Raw genomic sequence first — 18915 nt, 5'->3', positions numbered from 1 at the left:
TTTTATGGCCAAGAAATATTTGCATATTCATCGCCTTCGCCGCGTGTATGTGTGGGAGTTGCCGGTTAGGTTTTACCATTGGTTAAATGCGTTGATTATTCTTACTTTAATTGTAACCGGTTTCTATATCTCCAATCCATTGGCATTGCTGAGTAAACAGGAAGCCAGTTTTAAATATACCATGGGTTGGTTCCGGTACGTTCATTTTGTTGCGGCCTATTTATTCTTCTTCAATTTTATATTTCGGCTTTATTGGGGATTTGTTGGAAACAAATTTGCCAACTGGAAGCAGTTTATCCCAACTTCAAAACGATTCATTAAAGAAATGTGGACGGTCTTTAAGATCGATATCCTTATGCTAAGGAAGAACGGACAGCAACAGGAACACCTTAGTGTTGGACACAATGCCATGGCTGGTTTTATATACTTTCTAACCTTTATTGCATTTTTGGTACAATGTTTTACGGGTTTTGGTTTATACGCTGCGATGTCAGGATGGTGGCTTCCCCAGTTATTTGCCTGGGTGCCTGCTTTTTTTGGTGGTGATATTGTTACCCGTCAGATCCATCACTGGGCAATGTGGTTTTTTATATTATTTACAGTGATCCATGTTTACCTGGTTTTTTATCACGATTATGTTGAAGGACGCGGGGAAATCAGCAGCATGGGCGGTGGCTGGAAATTCATTGAAGAAGAGGTATTTGAACAAAAGAGGCACCATACGCCTAACCCGGAGCACTAATCGCTAATTATGTAACCATGGATGTTAATGGAAAGACACTGATACTGGGGATAGGAAATTATCTTATGGGAGATGAAGGAATTGGTGTGCATATTGCCAACAGGATGATGGAAGAGGGATTGCCTGGACATATTACCATCCTTGATGGAGGAACAGGTGGTTTTCACTTGCTGGAATATTTTGAAAACTTTGGTCATATTGTATTAGTTGATGCCACATTAGACGGGAATCCGCCCGGAACCATCCGGTTAATAAAGCCACGCTTTGCAAAGGATTTTCCTCCTGCAATGAGTACCCATGACATTGGATTAAAAGACCTCGTTTGCGCCTTGCAGTTATTGGGAAAAATGCCTGAAATCGATTTGTTTGTTGTTAGTATTGCCACTATACAGCAACAGGGTATTGAACTGACTGGCGAAATTGAAGTTGTGGTGCCAGAACTTATTCATAAAATCAGGGATCTTGTATTACCGGATCAATCTTCAGTATTGGCATAGCTGGAGATTCCAGTGATTTATTTTTGCCCACCCCCCCAGGTTCTTCCAGTCCGGCAGTATACATATGACAAGAATCATTTTCCTGGTTGAAGTAAGTCATTTTGGTGATGGGGTTCAGATTCTACCTTTCTTGAGTTTATAAAACAAAACCATCACCATGTCTGCTAACGACATTACTAAAGCCGTTGACTTATTGCTGCATGCAGAAGGAACCGGTCCCAAGCGATCCCGGCGACCTGAATACGTTGATTTTATGCCGCCCTGCAACAGCGCCTGTCCTGCCGGAGAAAATATCCAGGCATGGATGGCCCATGCACAGGAGGGTAAGTATTTTGAAGCTTTCCAGGTACTAATGGCCGATAATCCATTCCCGGCTTTAATGGGGCGGGTATGTGTTAAGCCATGTGAAACGGGCTGCAACCGGAACCATATTGATACTACAGTAAATATTCATGCGGTAGAAAGATATATCGGTGATGAAGCAATCAGGCAAAGTTGGCCTGTTCAATTCAACGCATCACCAAGTGGGAAGAAAGTACTGGTTGTTGGTGCCGGCCCCAGTGGATTGTCAGCAGCTTACCATCTTGTCCGTATGGGGCATAAAGTTGAAATTTTCGAAGCCGGTGGCCATGCCGGTGGCTTGCTGTGGACAGGGGTGCCTGATTACCGGTTGCCAAAAGATATACTTGATGCAGAGGTTGATCGCATAGTAAGGATGGGGGTGACGATTCGCCTGAATTATAAAGTGCAGGATGTAATCACTGAAAAAGAAGCAGGCAAATTTGATGCAGTGTACCTGGCTATTGGCGCACAAATTATTCGCACGGAGGAATTTGAGCAGGATGATTCTGTACTTATTACAGATGCGTTCTCTTTTTTTAGTAGTGTGAAATCAAATACTTCTCCTTTTATAAGAAAGAAAGTGGTTGTGTATGGAGGCGGTAAACTGGCTTTATACCTTGCCAGGATGGTCATGAGGTTCGGTTCCGAAACTACCGTTTATTTCGCCGGTGATAAAAAGCTGATGCCTGCATATGATTATGAAACCGAGGATGCACTGGCAGAAGGTGTAGATGTTCAGCTTTTAAGAAGTATCAGCAGTATCAGTAATAAGAAAATTACACTGGAGAAGATGAAGGTGGAAAAAGGGAAAGCTGTTGGTACCAATGAATTTGAAACAATTGATGCAGATGTGTTGATTATAGCCAACAGGCAGGAAGCCGATTCCGGTTTTTTGCGTTCAATACCGGGGCTTGTTATTAATGAAGATGGAACAATCAATATTGATGTACAAAGGATGGCAGGACACGAAGGTATTTTTGCCGGCGGTGATATGCTGCCTGGTGAAAACAGGAGTTCAACCATCGCAATTGGCCATGGCAAAAAAGCAGCCCGGTATATCAATAGTTACTTAATGGGACAAGCGTATATTAAGCCGGAAAAGCATCCTACTGCTGGCTACCGTAAACTCCATATGTGGTACCAGACAGATGCCCCGCAAAAAGAGCAGGATAAAATATTACCTGCAGTGGCTGTGCAGAATTTTGATGAAATAGTGGCAGGTTTAGCCGAACCCGAAGTGAGATTTGAAGCGCAGCGTTGCCTGAGTTGTGGAAACTGTTTTGAATGTGATGGTTGCTTCGGCGCCTGCCCTGAAGATGCCATTATAAAATTAGGGAAGGGCAATCGTTATAAGTTCAATTATAATGCCTGCACCGGCTGTGCAGTTTGTTATGAGCAATGTCCTTGTCATGCAATAGAAATGGTACCCGAACCTGTTAATTCAACCGATGATGTCAAAAAATAAGAAATCAATTGCCACAATAGATGGAAATGAAGCGGCCGCATACGTGGCCTATCGTGTTAATGAAGTATGTGCCATCTATCCTATTACCCCATCGTCAACAATGGCTGAACTGGCCGATGAATGGGCTTCCAAAGAAATTAAAAATATCTGGGGAAATGTACCGGATGTAATAGAAATGCAAAGCGAAGGCGGCGCAGCAGGTACGGTACACGGTGCCTTACAGACGGGGTCTCTCACCACAACATTTACCGCATCGCAAGGCCTTATGCTGATGTTACCCAATATGTATAAGATTGCCGGTGAGTTGACGCCCGCTGTATTTCATGTGGCAGCACGTTCATTAGCTGCGCAGGGGCTTTCTATTTTTGGCGACCACCAGGATGTAATGGCAGCAAGAACCACAGGTTTTGCCATGCTAAGTTCAGCCAGCGTGCAGGAGGCACATGATTTTGCATTGATAGCCCAGGTAGCTTCATTGAAATCCAGGATACCGATGTTGCATTTCTTTGATGGATTCCGTACCTCACACGAAGTGAATAAGCTGGAGTTGTTATCAGATGAGCAGATAAAATCAATGGTACCCGACGAGTTGGTTATTGCACACCGTAAACGTGCGTTAAACCCTGAGCATCCATTCATCAGGGGAACTGCGCAAAACCCGGATGTTTATTTCCAGGGAAGGGAAACGGTGAATGTTTTTTATAACAATATGCCGGGTATTGTAGAAGAAGTAATGAATGAATTTGAAAAGATGACCGGCAGGAAATATGAACTCTTTCAATACTCAGGGGATTCGGATGCGGAACAGGTGATCGTTATTATGGGCTCTGGTGGTGAAACCGTTGCAGAAACCGTTAAAGCATTGAATGCAGCAGGAGCAAAAACCGGGGTAATCCAGGTTCGTTTATACAGGCCATTTTCTTTGGAACATTTTTTAAAAGCATTACCTGCATCTGTAAAATCAATTGCGATTTTAGACAGGACTAAGGAATCGGGTGCAGCTGGTGAACCGATGTACCAGGATGTGCTGGCTACATTGGTGGAAGCATTGCAGGCAGGTAAGCTTAAGCACTTGCCAAAACTGGTTGGTGGCCGTTATGGTCTTTCTTCCAAGGAATTTACTCCTGCAATGGTTAAAGCGGTATTTGATGCATTAAAAGAGAAACATCCGAAGAATAACTTTACCGTTGGCATTAATGATGATGTTACTTTCACCAGCCTGGAATATGATCCTTCATTTACATTGGATGAATCAGCATGGCGACAGGGCCTGTTCTTTGGGTTGGGTGCCGACGGAACAGTTGGAGCAAATAAAAATACCATTAAAATTATCGGGGAGAATACAAATTTGTATGCCCAGGGCTATTTTGTATATGACTCAAAAAAATCTGGTGCCAGGACAGTTTCGCATCTCCGTTTTGGACCTGAACCCATCAGGGCGCCTTACCTGATTTCAAAGGCCGACTTTATTGCATGCCACCAGTTCAACTTTACAGAAAAAGTGGAGATGCTGGAATTTGCCAAAGAAAGAGCCACCTTCTTATTAAACAGCCCATATGGCAAAGAAGAAGTTTGGGATAAATTGCCTGGGCATGTGCAAAAAATCATCATCAATAAGAAAATAAAAGTTTACGTAATTGATGCGACAACTGTGGCCAGGGATAATGGCATGCCCGGACGGATCAATACCATTATGCAGACCTGTTATTTTGCCCTGTCTGGTGTATTGCCAAAAGATGAAGCCATTGAGCAGATCAAGAAATCAATTGAGAAAACATATTTTAAGAAGGGACAGAAAGTAATCAAACAGAATTTTGAAGCTGTTGATGCTACACTGGCACATTTATACGAGGTTGATTATTCCGGGGAAATTTCAAAAGGAGAATATGAGTTATTAGTTGTTTCTGAAAAGGCCCCTGATTTCGTAAAGGGAGTTACAGCGGTGATGATGGCTGATCATGGGAATGAACTGCCGGTCAGCAAAATGCCTGTTGATGGCACTTATCCCAGTGGCACTACAAAATGGGAAAAAAGAAATGTATCGGACCTGGTAGCCATATGGGAACCTGATGCCTGCATACAATGTGGTAACTGCGCTTATGTATGTCCGCATAGTGTGATTCGGGCAAAATTCTACCATAAAGGCTATTTGAAGAATGCACCTGAAGATTTTAAGTCAGCACCCATTAATGCAAGGGGATTTCCCGAGACCCAATACTCTTTGCAGGTATACCTGGAAGACTGTACAGGCTGTAATTTGTGTGTTGAAGTTTGCCCGGCAACAGACCCGGCCAATCGTTCGCGTAAAGCCATCAACATAGGAGAGAAAGAACCCATTTTGGAGGCAGAACGGAAAAGCATTGATTTTTTTGAGAATATTCCATGGAACGACCGTTCAAAAATTGATTTCTCAACTGTACATGGTGCCCAATTCCTGGAGCCCTTGTTTGAATTTTCGGGTGCATGTGCAGGCTGTGGTGAAACACCGTATTTGAAATTGTTATCCCAGTTGTTTGGAGACAGGTTATTAGTAGCCAATGCAACAGGATGTTCTTCAATTTATGGTGGTAACCTTCCAACTACGCCATGGGCTGTAAATAAAGATGGAAGAGGCCCGGCATGGTCAAATTCTTTGTTCGAGGATAATGCTGAATTTGGATTGGGCATGCGTATTACTTCGGATAAGCAATTGGAAATTGCCAAACAATTGTTAGTGGAATTAAAAGATGAATTGGGTGAGCAATTTGTAGATGATATATTGGGCGCAAAACAGGTTCTCGAATCTGAAATAGCCGGGCAGCGGGTAAGGATTGAACAATTAAAAGAAGTTTTAATTGCATTGAATTCACCAACGGCATTACGCTTATTATCTGTAGTTGACCAGTTGGTACGCCGGAGTGTTTGGCTGGTAGGCGGTGATGGATGGGCTTATGATATTGGTTATGGTGGTTTAGATCATGCGCTGGCCAGTGGCAGAAATATTAATATCCTGGTTTTAGATACGGAAGTGTATTCAAATACAGGCGGGCAAATGTCAAAATCAACCCCTGCTGCTGCTACGGCTAAATTTGCTGCAGGAGGTAAAGCTGTTGGTAAAAAGGATTTGGCCATGCAAGCTATTTCTTATGGCAATGTATACGTTGCCAGGGTAGCTTTTGGCTCAAATCCACAGCAGACCTTATTAGCTATGCGGGAAGCTGAAGCTTATGATGGGCCATCCCTTATTTTAGCGTATAGCCATTGCATTGCCCATGGGTACGATTTGAAAAAAGGGTTGGATCAGCAAAATAAGGCCGTTTCCAGCGGGCACTGGCCATTATTGCGCTACAATCCCGTACTTAGGAAGAAAAATCAAAACCCATTTGTGCTGGATTCCCCAAGGCCAACTATTACGCTAAAGGATTATGCTTATAACGAGTTGCGATATAAAGTGTTGACCCTTACGAATCCTAAAACAGCAGAAGAGTTGATGAAATATGCGCAGGACCTGGTGAACCTGAAATGGAAAACCTATGAAGAACTGGCAACAAAGAAAGCCAGTGATTTTGTGCCAATTGCTTAATAGATAAATTCATAATAATGAAAGTTCATACTTCTTACATGGGGTTAAAATTGAATTCTCCTATTGTGGTTTCTGCCTGCACTTTATCGGAGCAGACAGAGAATATTGTAAAGATGGAAGATAATGGAGCAGGGGCTGTGGTAATGTTTTCATTATTTGAAGAGCAAATACGAAAGGAAGAAGCAATGTTTAAGGGTGTTATGTCCGAAACTTCCTATGCTTTTGCTGAAGCGCTGGATTATTTTCCCGATCTCGATGATTTCAATGTTGGCACTGATGATTACCTGGAGAATATCCGTAAGGCAAAAGAAAGAGTGGATATTCCCATTATCGGTAGTCTGAATGGCATTACCAATGAAGGCTGGATTGACTATTCAAGAATGATGGAGCAGGCGGGGGCAGATGGAATAGAGGTAAATATATTTTTTATTCCTGGTGATATTTCCATGTCTTCTTCGGAAGTGGAGCACCGCTACCTTAATATTATAGAATCGATCAAGCGGACTGTAAAAATTCCGGTTGCTGTAAAATTGAATCCATATTTCAGTGCTATGGGAAATATGTCGCTCAGGATGAAAAGTGCAGGTGCCGATGCGTTGGTTTTATTCAATCGTTTTTACCAACCCGATTTTGACATTAATGAACTGGTAATAAAAACAGACCTGAATTACAGTGAATCCAGTGAAATCAGGTTGCCCTTATTATGGATTGCCTTATTATATGGAAAAGTAGACCTGTCACTTGCAGCTACCACGGGGGTTCAAAGTGCTGTCGAAGTAATTAAATATATTCTTGCCGGTGCAGATGTGGTAATGACTGCCTCTTCATTATATAAAAATGGCATTCCTTATTTAAAAACAATGAATAAGGAACTTCAGGATTGGATGTTTATGATGGGATTTGATACCATAGAATCCTTTAAAGGCAGCATGAGCCAGCGGCACATTTCAGACCCCACTGCTTACGAAAGGGCGAATTATATAAGGATACTGGAAAGAGTGAAATAATAACGATAAATCCTTCTGCTATTAACTATTAAAATTATTTATTGAAATCAGATTTTGAAATTGCCCAGGAGAACCTACCCAGGCCGATAGCTGCAATCGCTGCCGAAATGGGACTTCCCGGAGAATTATTGATTCCTTATGGGCATTATAAGGCTAAAATAAATATCAACAGTTTTGATGATGAAAAAATTGCCGCATCCAAATTGATTTTAGTTACGGCAATAACACCAACCAAAGCGGGAATAGGAAAAACAACCACTTCTATCGGTTTGGCAGACGGGTTAAAAAAACTGAATAAAAAAGTTGTATTGGCACTGCGGGAACCTTCACTGGGCCCATGCTTTGGTATGAAGGGCGGCGCGGCCGGAGGCGGGTACTCACAGGTAATACCCATGGAAGATATAAACCTGCATTTTACCGGTGATTTTCATGCAATAACTGCAGCTAATAATACACTGTCTGCCTTAATAGATAATTTCCGTTTTTATAACAGGGGCAAGCCGGAAGGATTAAAAACCGTTCTGATGAAACGTTGCCTGGATGTCAATGACCGGGTGCTGCGAAAAATTGTCACCGCCCTTGACGGACCAAATAACGGCATACCTTCTGAAACAGGATTTGTAATTACGCCGGCAAGTGAACTGATGGCAGTCCTTTGCCTTGCTGAAGGATTAGGGGAGCTTCGTGAAAAGATAGAGGCTATGCTACTGGGATTCACTTTTGCCGGAAAGCCTTTTACCACCAAAGACCTGGGTGTATCCGGAGCCATTACCGCCTTACTAAAAGATGCGATATTGCCCAACCTTGTTCAAACGCTGGAAGGTTGCCCGGCTATAATTCATGGCGGGCCATTTGGCAATATTGCCCACGGTTGTAATTCCATTATGGCTACTAAAACCGCTTTGCAGTTTGGCGACTATGTAGTTACTGAGGCAGGTTTTGCCAGTGACCTGGGGGCTGAGAAATTCTTTAATATCAAATGCCGTAAAGCAGGTTTACATCCAGCCATGAGTGTGCTTGTAGCTACTTCACAGGCATTAAAATTAAGCGCGGGAATATCTGAAGATAAAATGATGTTACCGGATATCAATTCACTGAAAAAAGGATTGCGAAACCTGGAAAAACATATTGCCATACTGAAAACATTTAACCAGAAAGTGCTGGTGGTATTGAACAGGTATAATTTTGATACAGCCGAAGAAATTGATTTTATGCGAAACTGGTGTCATGAAAAGGAATCAGCGTTTGCGGTTAATGATGCTTTTAAAATGGGCGGCGAAGGAGCAATTGAAGTGGCCCGTGCTGTTATTAATATTTGTAAGGACCCATCTCCACCCTTGCAATTTACATATGAACTCTCTGATGATATTGAGACAAAAATCAGGAAGATCGTTACAGTTATTTATGGGGGTAAAGATGTGGTGTTGTATAAAAAGGCACAGGAAATGATAGGGAAAATCAAAAGCCTGGGCCTGGAACATCTTCCGGTATGTATGGCCAAAACGCAATATTCTTTTACAGACGATGCATCGGTAAGTGGTTTGGATGGTGATTTCAATATTGATATTGAGGATATCGTGATTAACCGTGGTGCCGGTTTTATTGTAGTTGTTTGCGGAGAGATGATGCGAATGCCTGGATTGCCAAAGATTCCACAAGCTAATTTTATTGATGTGGTGGATGGTAAAATTGTTGGAATAAGTTAAATGCCCGGAACATTGTTAATCCCGGGCATTATTATTTTTAGTGAAGATTATTTCCGCGGAGATTCTATTGCAGCCTGGGCAGCTGCCAGCCGGGCAATTGGAACACGGAACGGTGAACAACTCACATAATTCATCCCCAGGCGGTGACAGAATTTTACACTTTCCGCATCACCGCCATGTTCACCGCAGATACCTATTTTCAGATTTGGCTTTGTTTTACGGCCTCTTTCTGTTCCCAGTTTTATCAGTTCACCCACACCATCCTGGTCGATTGTTTGGAATGGGTCGTCCTTCAGTATTTTCAGGTCAAGATAATTGGGAAGGAAACCACCTATATCATCCCTGCTAAAACCAAAACTCATTTGGGTGAGGTCATTTGTACCAAAACTAAAAAAGTCGGCGACTTCCGCCATACGGTCAGCTTTAAGTGCAGCCCTTGGTGTTTCGATCATAGTTCCATAGAGGTAGGGGATTTTTTTCATTTTTGTTTTTTCGCAAACCTCTTTGTATACCTTTTCAACAATTGCTTTCTGGTGAATTAATTCATTAACGGAACAGGTGACCGGTACCATGATTTCTGGAAATGCTTTCTTTCCTGCTTTCAAAAGTTCAGCTGTTGCTTCCATTATGGCACGGACCTGCATCTCAGTTATTTCCGGATAACTAACACCTAACCTAACGCCGCGGTGACCAAGCATTGGATTATTTTCATGCAATGCCAGTACCCTTCTCCTTAATATGCTCATGCTGATGCCGAGTTCTTTGCCAAGCTGGTGTAATTTTTCAGCATCATGCGGAACAAACTCATGCAATGGAGGATCCAGTAAGCGAATGGTTACAGGAAGGCCATTCATAACGATCAAAGTGTCTTTTACATCTTTTTTTACATATTTATACAATTGGTTCAGTGCGAGTGTTCTTTCTTTCTGGGTTTTGCTTAAAATCATTTTGCGCAGCATGAACAAAGGTTCTTCACTCCCTTCGCCATAAAACATATGCTCAGTGCGGAATAAACCAATTCCTTCAGCACCGAATTTCAAGCCTTGCCTGGCATCACCCGGTGTTTCAGCATTGGCGCGTACGCCCATCACCTTGGTTTTATTGACCAGTTTCATCAGGTCATTGTAGGACTGGTTTTTATCCAACTCAATAGCCACCAGGGGTAAACTACCCTGATATACCAATCCTCTTGTACCATTCAACGTAATCCAATCTCCTTCTTTTATAGTTGCACCATTTTTCGCCCTGAAAGATTTTGTTTCACTATGTATTTCAATTTCACCGCAACCAACAATGCAACATTTACCCCAGCCTCTTGCTACTAATGCGGCATGGGATGTCATGCCCCCTTTTGTGGTTAGGATAGCCTGAGATTTATGCATACCATCTACATCTTCCGGCGATGTTTCTTCACGGACCAAAATCACTTTTTCACCTTTATGTGCCCATTCCACCGCATCATTGGAGGTGAATACAACACGGCCCCTGGCACCACCCGGCCCTGCTGGCAATCCTTTTGCAATTACCGAATTAACCTGTTCTGCTTTAGGATCAAGCATGGGTAACAATAATTCTACCAATTGATTCGGCCCCACCCGTTGAATGGCGGTTTTGGCATCGATCAGTTTTTGTTTGTGCATTTCCGTGGCCATCCGGACTGCTGCTATACCATTGCGTTTACCAACACGGCACTGCAACATAAAGAGCGTTCCCTTTTCAATAGTAAACTCTATGTCCTGCATGTCTTTGTAGTGCTTTTCTAACTGTTCCTGGTATTTGAATAATTCTTTGTATAATTTGGGCATCATTTTTTCAAGTGTGGTAAAATGCTTACTCTGTTCATTCTTTGAGTATTCATTAACCGGTGCCGGTGTCCTGGTACCGGATACTACATCTTCCCCCTGGGCATTTACCAGGTATTCGCCATAAAATTCATTCTCACCATTACCGGGATTCCTGGTAAAGGCAACACCAGTGCAACTATCATTTCCCATATTTCCGAAAACCATAGCCTGGACGTTCACTGCGGTTCCCCATTCGTCGGGAATTTTTTCAATCCGGCGATATTCAACGGCTCTTTTACCATTCCAGCTGCTGAAAACAGCGCCAATACCGCCCCAAAGTTGTTCCAGGGGGTCGTCGGGAAATTCCATGCCCAGTACCTGCCTGACTGTTTTCTTATAATCTTTTACCAGGTCCTTGAGTTCGGCAACTGTAAGATCAGTATCGCTTGCATATCCCTGTTTGTGTTTTATATGCTCGAGTTTTTCATCTAATATTTTCCGGATTCCTTTACCATTCTTAATTTCCACGCCATTTGCCTTTTCCATAACTACATCTGCATACATCATAATCAGTCTCCTGTAAGCATCATAGGCAAAACGCTCATCCCCGCTTTTTGCTATTATACCTTGAATCGTTTTTTCATTAAGGCCTACATTTAAAATGGTTTCCATCATACCGGGCATAGACCGGCGGGCGCCTGACCTGACAGAAACCAATAATGGGTTTTTTTCATCCCCGAATTTTTTACCGGTAAGTTTTTCCATTTTGGCGAAGGCTTCGCCTACCTGTGCCTTCAATACCCCGGGATATATTTTTTTGTTATCGTAATAGTAGGTGCACACTTCAGTAGTAATGGTAAAACCCGGGGGTACGGGTAACCTTAGTTTAGGGTGCCCTGCCATTTCAGCAAGGTTCGCGCCTTTACCACCTAAAAGGTTTTTCATTGATTCGTTCCCGTCCGCTTTCCCGCCACCGAAGAAGTATACATACTTTTCGGCTTTATTAATTTTTGCCATAAACTATTTTTATAGAATACAGAGTTATGGCTTAATATATAATTAATGTATTACATAGGTTAGGGGGAAGGATGATTTTAGTCATTTTCCGGAGCATACGATACCTGTTGAATTACCTACTCAAACACAATGGTGCCAAATTTTACATAATCATGGTAACTCTGGCGTGTTAATTGCCAGCTTGTATATGCTGGTTTGCGATCGTAATCTATCCGGTAAAAATTTGCGCGCCATTTAGTTCCTTTTACCGGGGGCACATTTCCCAATGGTGTTAATAAAGAGAAAGGAATAAAGATTTCTGCGGTCCAGCTGATCCGGTTACCAGCTGTCTTATTTTCGTCAATATGGATGGCATGAATTGTCTTTCTTTCACCGGTGTACATCCAGGGTTTCCAGCCCATTATTTTGCCTGAATTGTTGACAATCAGTATCGGCAACTCAACATTTAAAGGCGATAGTTCATATTCAAAATAGAGCGGCATTGCCTGGTCGGGCCAGAAAAATGCTTCCACAACATCTTCATCATAGATATTGGAATAGTCCTCCTTTAAAGTGGCTGTTATCAAACTGTCTTCACAGCTGAACAAACAATAAACTCCTTTGTCTGAGTAAAGGATTTTGAAACTTGTTTTGTATTGGATATCTGTAATATTATCACGTTCCAATGGAATGTTCCACTGGTTATTTCTCAGTGTCTTACTGTCGCGTTGTTGTAAACTGACCCATTCTGTATTGGCCCAATTATGTGCAGTTCCTTTTCCTGTTATAGCGAAGTCGCCTGTTTTTTTTACTGATAATGAAGGGTTAGCTGTTTGGGCATACAATAAGGTTTGCTGCAACACAATAACTGTGCAGCAAATAAGCAACCTGTAGCATTTCATATTCATAATTTATATCCTTGCCTGGCAAATAACTGCCAGTTTCCTTTGACATTTTTCCAAACCATTAACAGCCCGATCTTTAATTCGAAGGGGCTACCATCTTTTAGTAATGTGCCCTTGAATGTATTTCTCACGATCGCATCCTTTCCGGAAACCTGGATGGTCTGGTCAGTAATATCAATATTTGTAAAATCAATGGTGCCGTTAACAAGTGCAGTAATAAACTGGGTTTGGTTTTCAACCAGCCCACTGGAATGCCCATAGCTTAATGTTTTTAGCGTGAGTTTTTCCAGTTTGCTTTTATCTGCATCAATCATGGCTTTATTGAAGGCCTTACATACATCAGCTAAATCCGTCTCTTCTTTGGATTGGGATGATGCATCAACTGTTATTAAGAGTAAGCAGCATAAGGAAAGTACAAATGATTTCATTATTGTAGTATTTTCTTGATATGTTATTGAGATAAGATTGGTTCCTGTATTGTTGCTTCCCGATCGATGGGTGGCTTACGGTGCCAGTAAGAAGCAAGAATTGATCCGGTAACATTCATCAATGGTCCAAAGATCGCTGGCGCCAGGCCTACGGTAGCCATCTTACCCATACCCTTGGCTAATCCGGATGCAAGTCCGGCATTCTGCATGCCCACCTCAATGGCAATAGTCCGGCAATCGCGTTCACTCATCCTGAACAAACGGCCGCTCCAATAACCTAGCGTATAGCCTGTTAAATTATGGATAAGGACGGCGAGTAGCAGAACCGGACCAATACTCAGTAAATTATCCCTGCCGGCGGCAGTTATAATCACAATGATAAAAGTGATGGAAAACATAGAAACCAATGGCATGGCTTTATCGAGCCATTTCACTTTACCACTCAGGAATTTATTAAACAATAATCCTGCTACTATTGGAACAATTACAATCTTGAAAATATCAAACATCATAGCCCATACATTTATTTTTATAAATGCACCAGCCAGGAATTTCATGAGGAATGGTGTAATAAAAGGGGCGAGCATAGTTGAGATTGCCGTAATAGTGATTGATAAGGCCAGGTTGGCTTTGGCGAGATAGGAGATTACATTGGAAGCAGTACCATTTGGGGAACAGCCTATTAAAATAATTCCAGCCGCAATTTCAGGTGGAAGGCCACTTAAATTGGCTATTGTGAATCCGAGTAAAGGCATGATTATAAAATGACTGACAACTCCGATAAGGACACCTTTCGGCATTTTTAACACCCCGGCAAAATCATCGAAACTCATGGAGGTTCCCATGCCGAACATGATGAGTTGTATAAGTGGCGTGAGGAGAGTAGCAAACACAAATCCATTCATTTCAACGAAGGGCCCGGGATAAAATAAGGCAGTTGTTACGGCAGCAAAAATGGAAACAGTAAAGGAAAATCCTTTCAGGTGTGGGTAACCCCGAAAGGCAAAGGCCAGCAGGATGAAGAATAAAATAAATAAGGGGCCTGCATTAACGATTTGTCCACCTAATATCATAGCCAATCCGGTGGCGCCGCAAATGGCCGCAATGATTAATAATATTTTGTGCAATTGCATAATTTACCAGGTTCTTTTGTTCAGGAATTCATCGAGCTGGGCTCTTGTTAATTGGGTTTCCCCGGGGTTCTGTTGCAACCATTGCAGGAACGCTGTTTTTATTTCATCAGTCCATTGGTTGTCTATTTGTCCGGGTGAATATTTGCCTGATTTAAGCATTGCATGCCCAAACTTGTCCTTTACGGTAATGAATTCTGAAATGCCGATTACTTTTTCTGCAAGGTGTGCCGGGATAAAAAGTACGCCTTCCCTTTCTGAGATCACCAGGTCGCCAGGCAACACAATAGCGCCTCCGATCCGGATGGGAGTGTTTAATCCCATCAACACTACGTCTTCAAGGTAGGAAGGATCAAAATCACGCACAAAAGCGTTGAAACCTTTAATTTCAGCAAGGCCGGATAAATCCCGTGCCGCGCCATCAAATATTACCCCATTACCGGTTTTGGCGAATATGGAATTTCCCAGGTTATCACCGATCAGTGTTCCCTGTGCAATCTTTCCAAAGCAATCGGCTACATATACATCGCCTTTTGTCAACACTTCAATTGGCCAGGCGTTGGTATTGCCTTTCCGCCCTTCTTTTTTTCCGCGTTCCCTGATCTTCATTTCCACATCGGGCCTGCTGGGCATAAATTGTGCAGTGACCACCCGGCCTACTACTTTTACGGAATCATTCACCATTTTCCAGTTGCCTTCAAACTGGTTCTTGTATCCTTCATTTTTTAAAACAGTCCATGCTTCTTCAATGCCGATTTTCTTTGCGCGTTCTATAAGGTCCGCTGGTATTTTTGGCCTTCCATCGGCAAATCGTTCCCCTTTCCATTCGCCGGTCAAAAATATAAGCTCATCTTTCGACATGGTCTGGGCCCTTAATTTCACACCTGACCCTAAAAGAAAAATGAGTGCAAGCAATACAGTATATCTCATGAAATTTTGATTTGAAATGTATATCACCTATTTCTTCTTCCATTCCCGGCCTGGTGCTTCAACAGAAAATTGTTCTATATTACCGCGGTCCTGTAAAGTAACATAGGCTGTTTTGCCATCGGGACCGCCAAAGGCTATATTGCTGGGCAGTTTTCCTTTTAAACTAATTTCCATTAATAACTTCCCTTCGGGCGAAACTTTTGCCACAACTCCTTTTCCGTGTCTTGTAATGTACAAATTGCCCTGTATGTCACAACGCATGCCGTCCATACCAAAGTCCGGAAAACTAATCAGTAATCGCTTGTTGGAGATCTCACCATTTGCTGAAAGGTCATAGGCCCACACTTTTCGTTGTACCGATTCATTAACGTATAATATTTTTTCATCCGGACTCACTTCAATGCCATTCGTGGTTCCCATACTATCTTCCAGCAAATTAACGGTGCCGTTGGTATCAATGCGCCAAATGCGGCCCGTTCCGGCTTTCCAATTTGGGTCACTTGCATAGAGCCGGTCTTTACTGTCAATGGCAATATCATTTGGCTGGCTCATGGTAGAGTCGTGTGCGTAAACTGATACCTGGTTAGTATCGGTCATCGCTACTTTTAAGATATTGTGGTTGGTATAATCTGCAATCAGCATCTCGCCTTTACTGTTGAAACGAATGCCATTACCAACACTTCCATTTGGTAATTCCTTAAAGATGCGACCAGCACCTTCAGGTGTTATGATGCCAACCGTACCTTCCCTGGCAAAGTTGACCGCATAAATATTTCCATCCTTATCTACTGCCGGTCCTTCTGCTCCCTTAGTAAAACTACTGTCTGCTGTTAAGTCAGATGTCCTGTATACCTCTTGTTCAGTTCCTTTTTGCCTGGCGTTTTTGCATGCTATCATGGTGATGGCTATCATCAATGCACCGGTAATATATCTTTGTCTCATCTTATTTTTTTGCTTTTGGGTAAATGGGATCTGCTTTACCATTCAGGTCGTATACAATTTTACCACCCTTTATGGTTACCTCACATTCGAATTTTTGTTTGCCCTGCACTTTGTAGCCGGTCTTGTCATAAAAGCCAAAATCTCCCTGCCTTAAATTCAGGATGGCTATATCTGCAATGCCACCAATTGACAGGTTCCCTAATTCTTCATGGTGGATGACTTGTGCTGGTGTCCAGGTACTGGCTTTGATCACCTCATTTAAAGGCATGCCCATTAATAAGAATTTAGACATTACGGCCAACTGGTCTTTCATTGATGCATTCATACTGCCGGTATGAAGGTCGGTGCTGATGGTGTTCGGATAGAAACCCGCTTTGAGTGAAGGTATGGCCTGTGTAAAATTAAAACTGGCACCACCATAACCAACATCGAAAATAATTCCACGCTTCTTTGCATCCCAGATAAATGGCTTCACTTTATTGGTAGCTGTATCTACCACAGTTTCCCGGACATTTCCTTCCAGTAAGGTGTAGGTATGTGTATAAATATCACCCGGACGAAGATGCTTCATAAACAATTCCTCAATGGAAAGGGGCGGGGTGTTGCCACCAAAGTCAACAATTACAGGCATATTGGCCAGTTTGCCAGCTTCAACGGCACGGTCAACGGGGATCCATTCAGGGCCTGAGAAATGGGCCACTTTAAAACCAACGATAATATCCTTGTATTGTTTGGCAACCATTGCTGTGAGCTTTGGATCCATGTCATTGATATCCTGCTCGTAGGCGCCGCCACGCATGCCTTCCCCAACAATGTTCAGGAATGACAGGACCCTGGTTTGTGAATTGTCAATAATATTTTTTTTAAAAACCGGGAAAGATTTCCATCCGGCACCGCCACAATCAACAACAGTTGTAACGCCAACCCGAAATGTAAAACCATCGGGAACCACAGCTACAAGTCCGTTACTAAGGTAATGGTCAGGCTCAGTCCCGAAAAACACATGGGCGTGGATATCAATGATGCCAGGGGTTACATACAATCCTTTTGCATCAACCGTTTGAGCGGCCTGTTTCCCATCAATATTATCAGCGATCTTTTCGATTTTCCCATCCTTAATGGCGATATCCATCACTGCATCGACATTGTTTTTGGGGTCAATTACATGTCCACTTTTGATGACAATATCATATTGCTGGGCAAGGGTTGATGTTCCGAAAAAGCTAATCAGTAGAAGTAGTAAAACATTTATTTTTTTCATGAGGCTGAATTTTTTAATAATTCTTCTTTAATCCTGCTGGCAACAATTTTCTCCTGTCCGGGTTTCAGCATAAATACAGTGATCCTGATGCTATTGTCTTTTTCCCAGGATATAGTTTCGATGGAAGGTGTGCCCTTACGCAGTTTTTCACCAAGGCTTTCCTTTGTCAGCCTGATTTTTTGGCTATCCCAGGCGATCATCAGCGAAGGGTTATGGTTGGCAACAGGCGGAATAACAATTTCTGTGGTAACGCCAGGTATTTTTTTGATGGAATTGTCTATATAGGCAATTTTGTCTTCCCACATTTTCCATTCTTTCTGGTGATCCCTTTTGATGTAAGCATCCATGGCCACATACATCCCAATAATTTCCTCTTTATTAACTTTCATACCGCGGCCAATATTTCCGCCGTTTGGCGGACCATTTAGCCTGGCGGCAGCGATCAGTTCTTTTTTGCCCATCAGGATACCCGTACTCTGAGGGCCGCACATGGCTTTACCGCCGGAAATGGCCACGAGGTCGAAGCCCATATCATTATACTTCCATAAATTTTCGACAGGAGGCACATCTGCAGCCAGGTCAATCATAGTGGGAATATTATGTTTCCTGGCAATTTGCAACCATGCTTCGTGGGTTATTTTACCAGATGGCGCTTCCCTGTTCAGGAACCACATCATAGCCGTATTTTCGGTAATGGCATTTTCCGCTTCTGCTGCTGTTTCCACGGCAATTATTGTTGCGCCTGTATTCGTAACAGAATGTTCATAACCTACCATATGTGCTTTCTGGATGATCACTTCTGACTTCATTCCGGAGCCTGAAAGATTTGGCAGTTTTTTTATTTTATCAGGGTCTTTACCAGTAATCACACCGGCAGTTCCCAATACAATGGCCGACCAGCAACCAGCTGTAACCATAGCAGCCTCCGCGTGGCACATGGCCGCAATTTTTGCACCTACTTTATCCTGCACCTCTTCCAGCATTACATATTCTGTTGCACTTTGGTTAATGGCTTCCATCACTTCAGGCGGCATTAATGAAGCCGACATGGCCGTATAGTTGCCGGCTGCGTTGATGAATGTGCGTAAGCCAAGTTCAGTAAATACATTTCTTTTCGGTTTTGGTGCAGCAAAGACGCTGGAAATGGGAGCAAGGCTTCCTGCCAGTGGCAGCATCGAAATTGTTTTAAGGATATCTCTACGCTTCATATTGTTGTAA

General features: G+C 42.7%; 14 protein-coding genes. 6 read left to right on the top strand and 8 right to left on the bottom strand.

Annotated elements, in window-relative coordinates:
- Positions 1-4: 4 nt before the first annotated feature.
- The 6 genes from cybH to LAQ65_RS19560 all read left to right on the top strand — a co-directional run bounded on the left by cybH (position 5) and on the right by LAQ65_RS19560 (position 9321).
- Complete coding sequence (gene cybH / locus LAQ65_RS19585) at positions 5-742, top strand: Ni/Fe-hydrogenase, b-type cytochrome subunit (protein WP_224118708.1); 738 nt, start codon at positions 5-7, stop codon at positions 740-742.
- 17 nt (positions 743-759) lie between these two features.
- Positions 760-1239 (top strand): hydrogenase maturation protease, encoded by a 480-nt coding sequence (locus LAQ65_RS19580; RefSeq protein WP_224118707.1) that lies wholly within the window; start codon positions 760-762, stop codon positions 1237-1239.
- Between the two features lie 157 nt (positions 1240-1396).
- Positions 1397-3046, top strand: a complete 1650-nt coding sequence (locus tag LAQ65_RS19575; protein WP_224118706.1) for an NAD(P)-binding protein — start codon at positions 1397-1399, stop codon at positions 3044-3046.
- Positions 3033-6608, top strand: a complete 3576-nt coding sequence (gene nifJ / locus LAQ65_RS19570; RefSeq protein ID WP_224118705.1) for a pyruvate:ferredoxin (flavodoxin) oxidoreductase — start codon at positions 3033-3035, stop codon at positions 6606-6608. The genes LAQ65_RS19575 and nifJ overlap by 14 nt, the downstream gene beginning before the upstream one ends.
- Positions 6609-6625: 17 nt before the next feature.
- Entirely contained in the window at positions 6626-7615 is a 990-nt protein-coding gene (locus tag LAQ65_RS19565; protein ID WP_224118704.1) for a dihydroorotate dehydrogenase-like protein, read from the top strand.
- Between the two features lie 41 nt (positions 7616-7656).
- Entirely contained in the window at positions 7657-9321 is a 1665-nt protein-coding gene (locus tag LAQ65_RS19560) for a formate--tetrahydrofolate ligase (RefSeq protein ID WP_224118703.1), read from the top strand.
- 47 nt (positions 9322-9368) lie between these two features.
- Here LAQ65_RS19560 and ppdK read toward each other — a convergent pair whose 3' ends face one another.
- The 8 genes from ppdK to LAQ65_RS19520 form a co-directional block, all read right to left on the bottom strand.
- The gene (ppdK, locus tag LAQ65_RS19555; RefSeq protein WP_224118702.1) at positions 9369-12122 is read right to left on the bottom strand and encodes a pyruvate, phosphate dikinase; all 2754 of its coding nucleotides are present in this window, start codon (positions 12120-12122) and stop codon (positions 9369-9371) included.
- 116 nt (positions 12123-12238) lie between these two features.
- Positions 12239-13003: a carbohydrate-binding family 9-like protein gene (locus tag LAQ65_RS19550; protein WP_224118701.1), complete on the bottom strand. Its 765-nt coding sequence runs from the start codon at positions 13001-13003 to the stop codon at positions 12239-12241.
- 2 nt (positions 13004-13005) lie between these two features.
- Positions 13006-13434: a nuclear transport factor 2 family protein gene (locus LAQ65_RS19545; RefSeq protein WP_224118700.1), complete on the bottom strand. Its 429-nt coding sequence runs from the start codon at positions 13432-13434 to the stop codon at positions 13006-13008.
- A 23-nt stretch (positions 13435-13457) separates the two neighbouring features.
- The gene (locus LAQ65_RS19540; protein ID WP_224118699.1) at positions 13458-14567 is read right to left on the bottom strand and encodes a bile acid:sodium symporter family protein; all 1110 of its coding nucleotides are present in this window, start codon (positions 14565-14567) and stop codon (positions 13458-13460) included.
- A 3-nt stretch (positions 14568-14570) separates the two neighbouring features.
- Positions 14571-15494, bottom strand: a complete 924-nt coding sequence (locus LAQ65_RS19535; RefSeq protein WP_224118698.1) for an RraA family protein — start codon at positions 15492-15494, stop codon at positions 14571-14573.
- Positions 15495-15521: 27 nt separating this feature from the next.
- Positions 15522-16436 carry an SMP-30/gluconolactonase/LRE family protein gene (locus LAQ65_RS19530; RefSeq protein WP_224118697.1) on the bottom strand — a complete coding sequence of 305 codons (915 nt, stop codon included), beginning with the start codon at positions 16434-16436 and terminating at the stop codon, positions 15522-15524.
- A gap of 1 nt (position 16437) precedes the next feature.
- A complete protein-coding gene (locus tag LAQ65_RS19525) occupies positions 16438-17697 on the bottom strand; it encodes an amidohydrolase/deacetylase family metallohydrolase (protein WP_224118696.1) in 1260 nt (419 codons plus the stop codon).
- Entirely contained in the window at positions 17694-18905 is a 1212-nt protein-coding gene (locus LAQ65_RS19520; RefSeq protein ID WP_224118695.1) for an aminotransferase class V-fold PLP-dependent enzyme, read from the bottom strand. The genes LAQ65_RS19525 and LAQ65_RS19520 overlap by 4 nt, the downstream gene beginning before the upstream one ends.
- Between the last annotated feature and the right edge of the window lie 10 nt (positions 18906-18915).

It is taken from the genome of Flavihumibacter profundi (assembly GCF_020076305.1).
In the GTDB taxonomy this organism is placed as follows: Bacteria; Bacteroidota; Bacteroidia; order Chitinophagales; family Chitinophagaceae; genus Flavihumibacter; species Flavihumibacter profundi.
This window is presented reverse-complemented; position numbering and strand designations above follow the sequence as displayed.

Bases quoted from the DNA above. Each gene is read 5' to 3' on its own strand.
- nifJ (WP_224118705.1), top strand. From the start codon at position 3,033: ATGTCAAAAAATAAGAAATCAATTGCCACAATAGATGGAAATGAAGCG.
- LAQ65_RS19580 (WP_224118707.1), top strand. From the start codon at position 760: ATGGATGTTAATGGAAAGACACTGATACTGGGGATAGGAAATTATCTT.
- LAQ65_RS19535 (WP_224118698.1), bottom strand. From the start codon at position 15,494: ATGAGATATACTGTATTGCTTGCACTCATTTTTCTTTTAGGGTCAGGT.
- LAQ65_RS19565 (WP_224118704.1), top strand. From the start codon at position 6,626: ATGAAAGTTCATACTTCTTACATGGGGTTAAAATTGAATTCTCCTATT.
- cybH (WP_224118708.1), top strand. From the start codon at position 5: ATGGCCAAGAAATATTTGCATATTCATCGCCTTCGCCGCGTGTATGTG.
- LAQ65_RS19530 (WP_224118697.1), bottom strand. From the start codon at position 16,436: ATGAGACAAAGATATATTACCGGTGCATTGATGATAGCCATCACCATG.
- LAQ65_RS19545 (WP_224118700.1), bottom strand. From the start codon at position 13,434: ATGAAATCATTTGTACTTTCCTTATGCTGCTTACTCTTAATAACAGTT.
- LAQ65_RS19575 (WP_224118706.1), top strand. From the start codon at position 1,397: ATGTCTGCTAACGACATTACTAAAGCCGTTGACTTATTGCTGCATGCA.
- ppdK (WP_224118702.1), bottom strand. From the start codon at position 12,122: ATGGCAAAAATTAATAAAGCCGAAAAGTATGTATACTTCTTCGGTGGC.
- LAQ65_RS19520 (WP_224118695.1), bottom strand. From the start codon at position 18,905: ATGAAGCGTAGAGATATCCTTAAAACAATTTCGATGCTGCCACTGGCA.
- LAQ65_RS19540 (WP_224118699.1), bottom strand. From the start codon at position 14,567: ATGCAATTGCACAAAATATTATTAATCATTGCGGCCATTTGCGGCGCC.
- LAQ65_RS19550 (WP_224118701.1), bottom strand. From the start codon at position 13,003: ATGAAATGCTACAGGTTGCTTATTTGCTGCACAGTTATTGTGTTGCAG.
- LAQ65_RS19525 (WP_224118696.1), bottom strand. From the start codon at position 17,697: ATGAAAAAAATAAATGTTTTACTACTTCTACTGATTAGCTTTTTCGGA.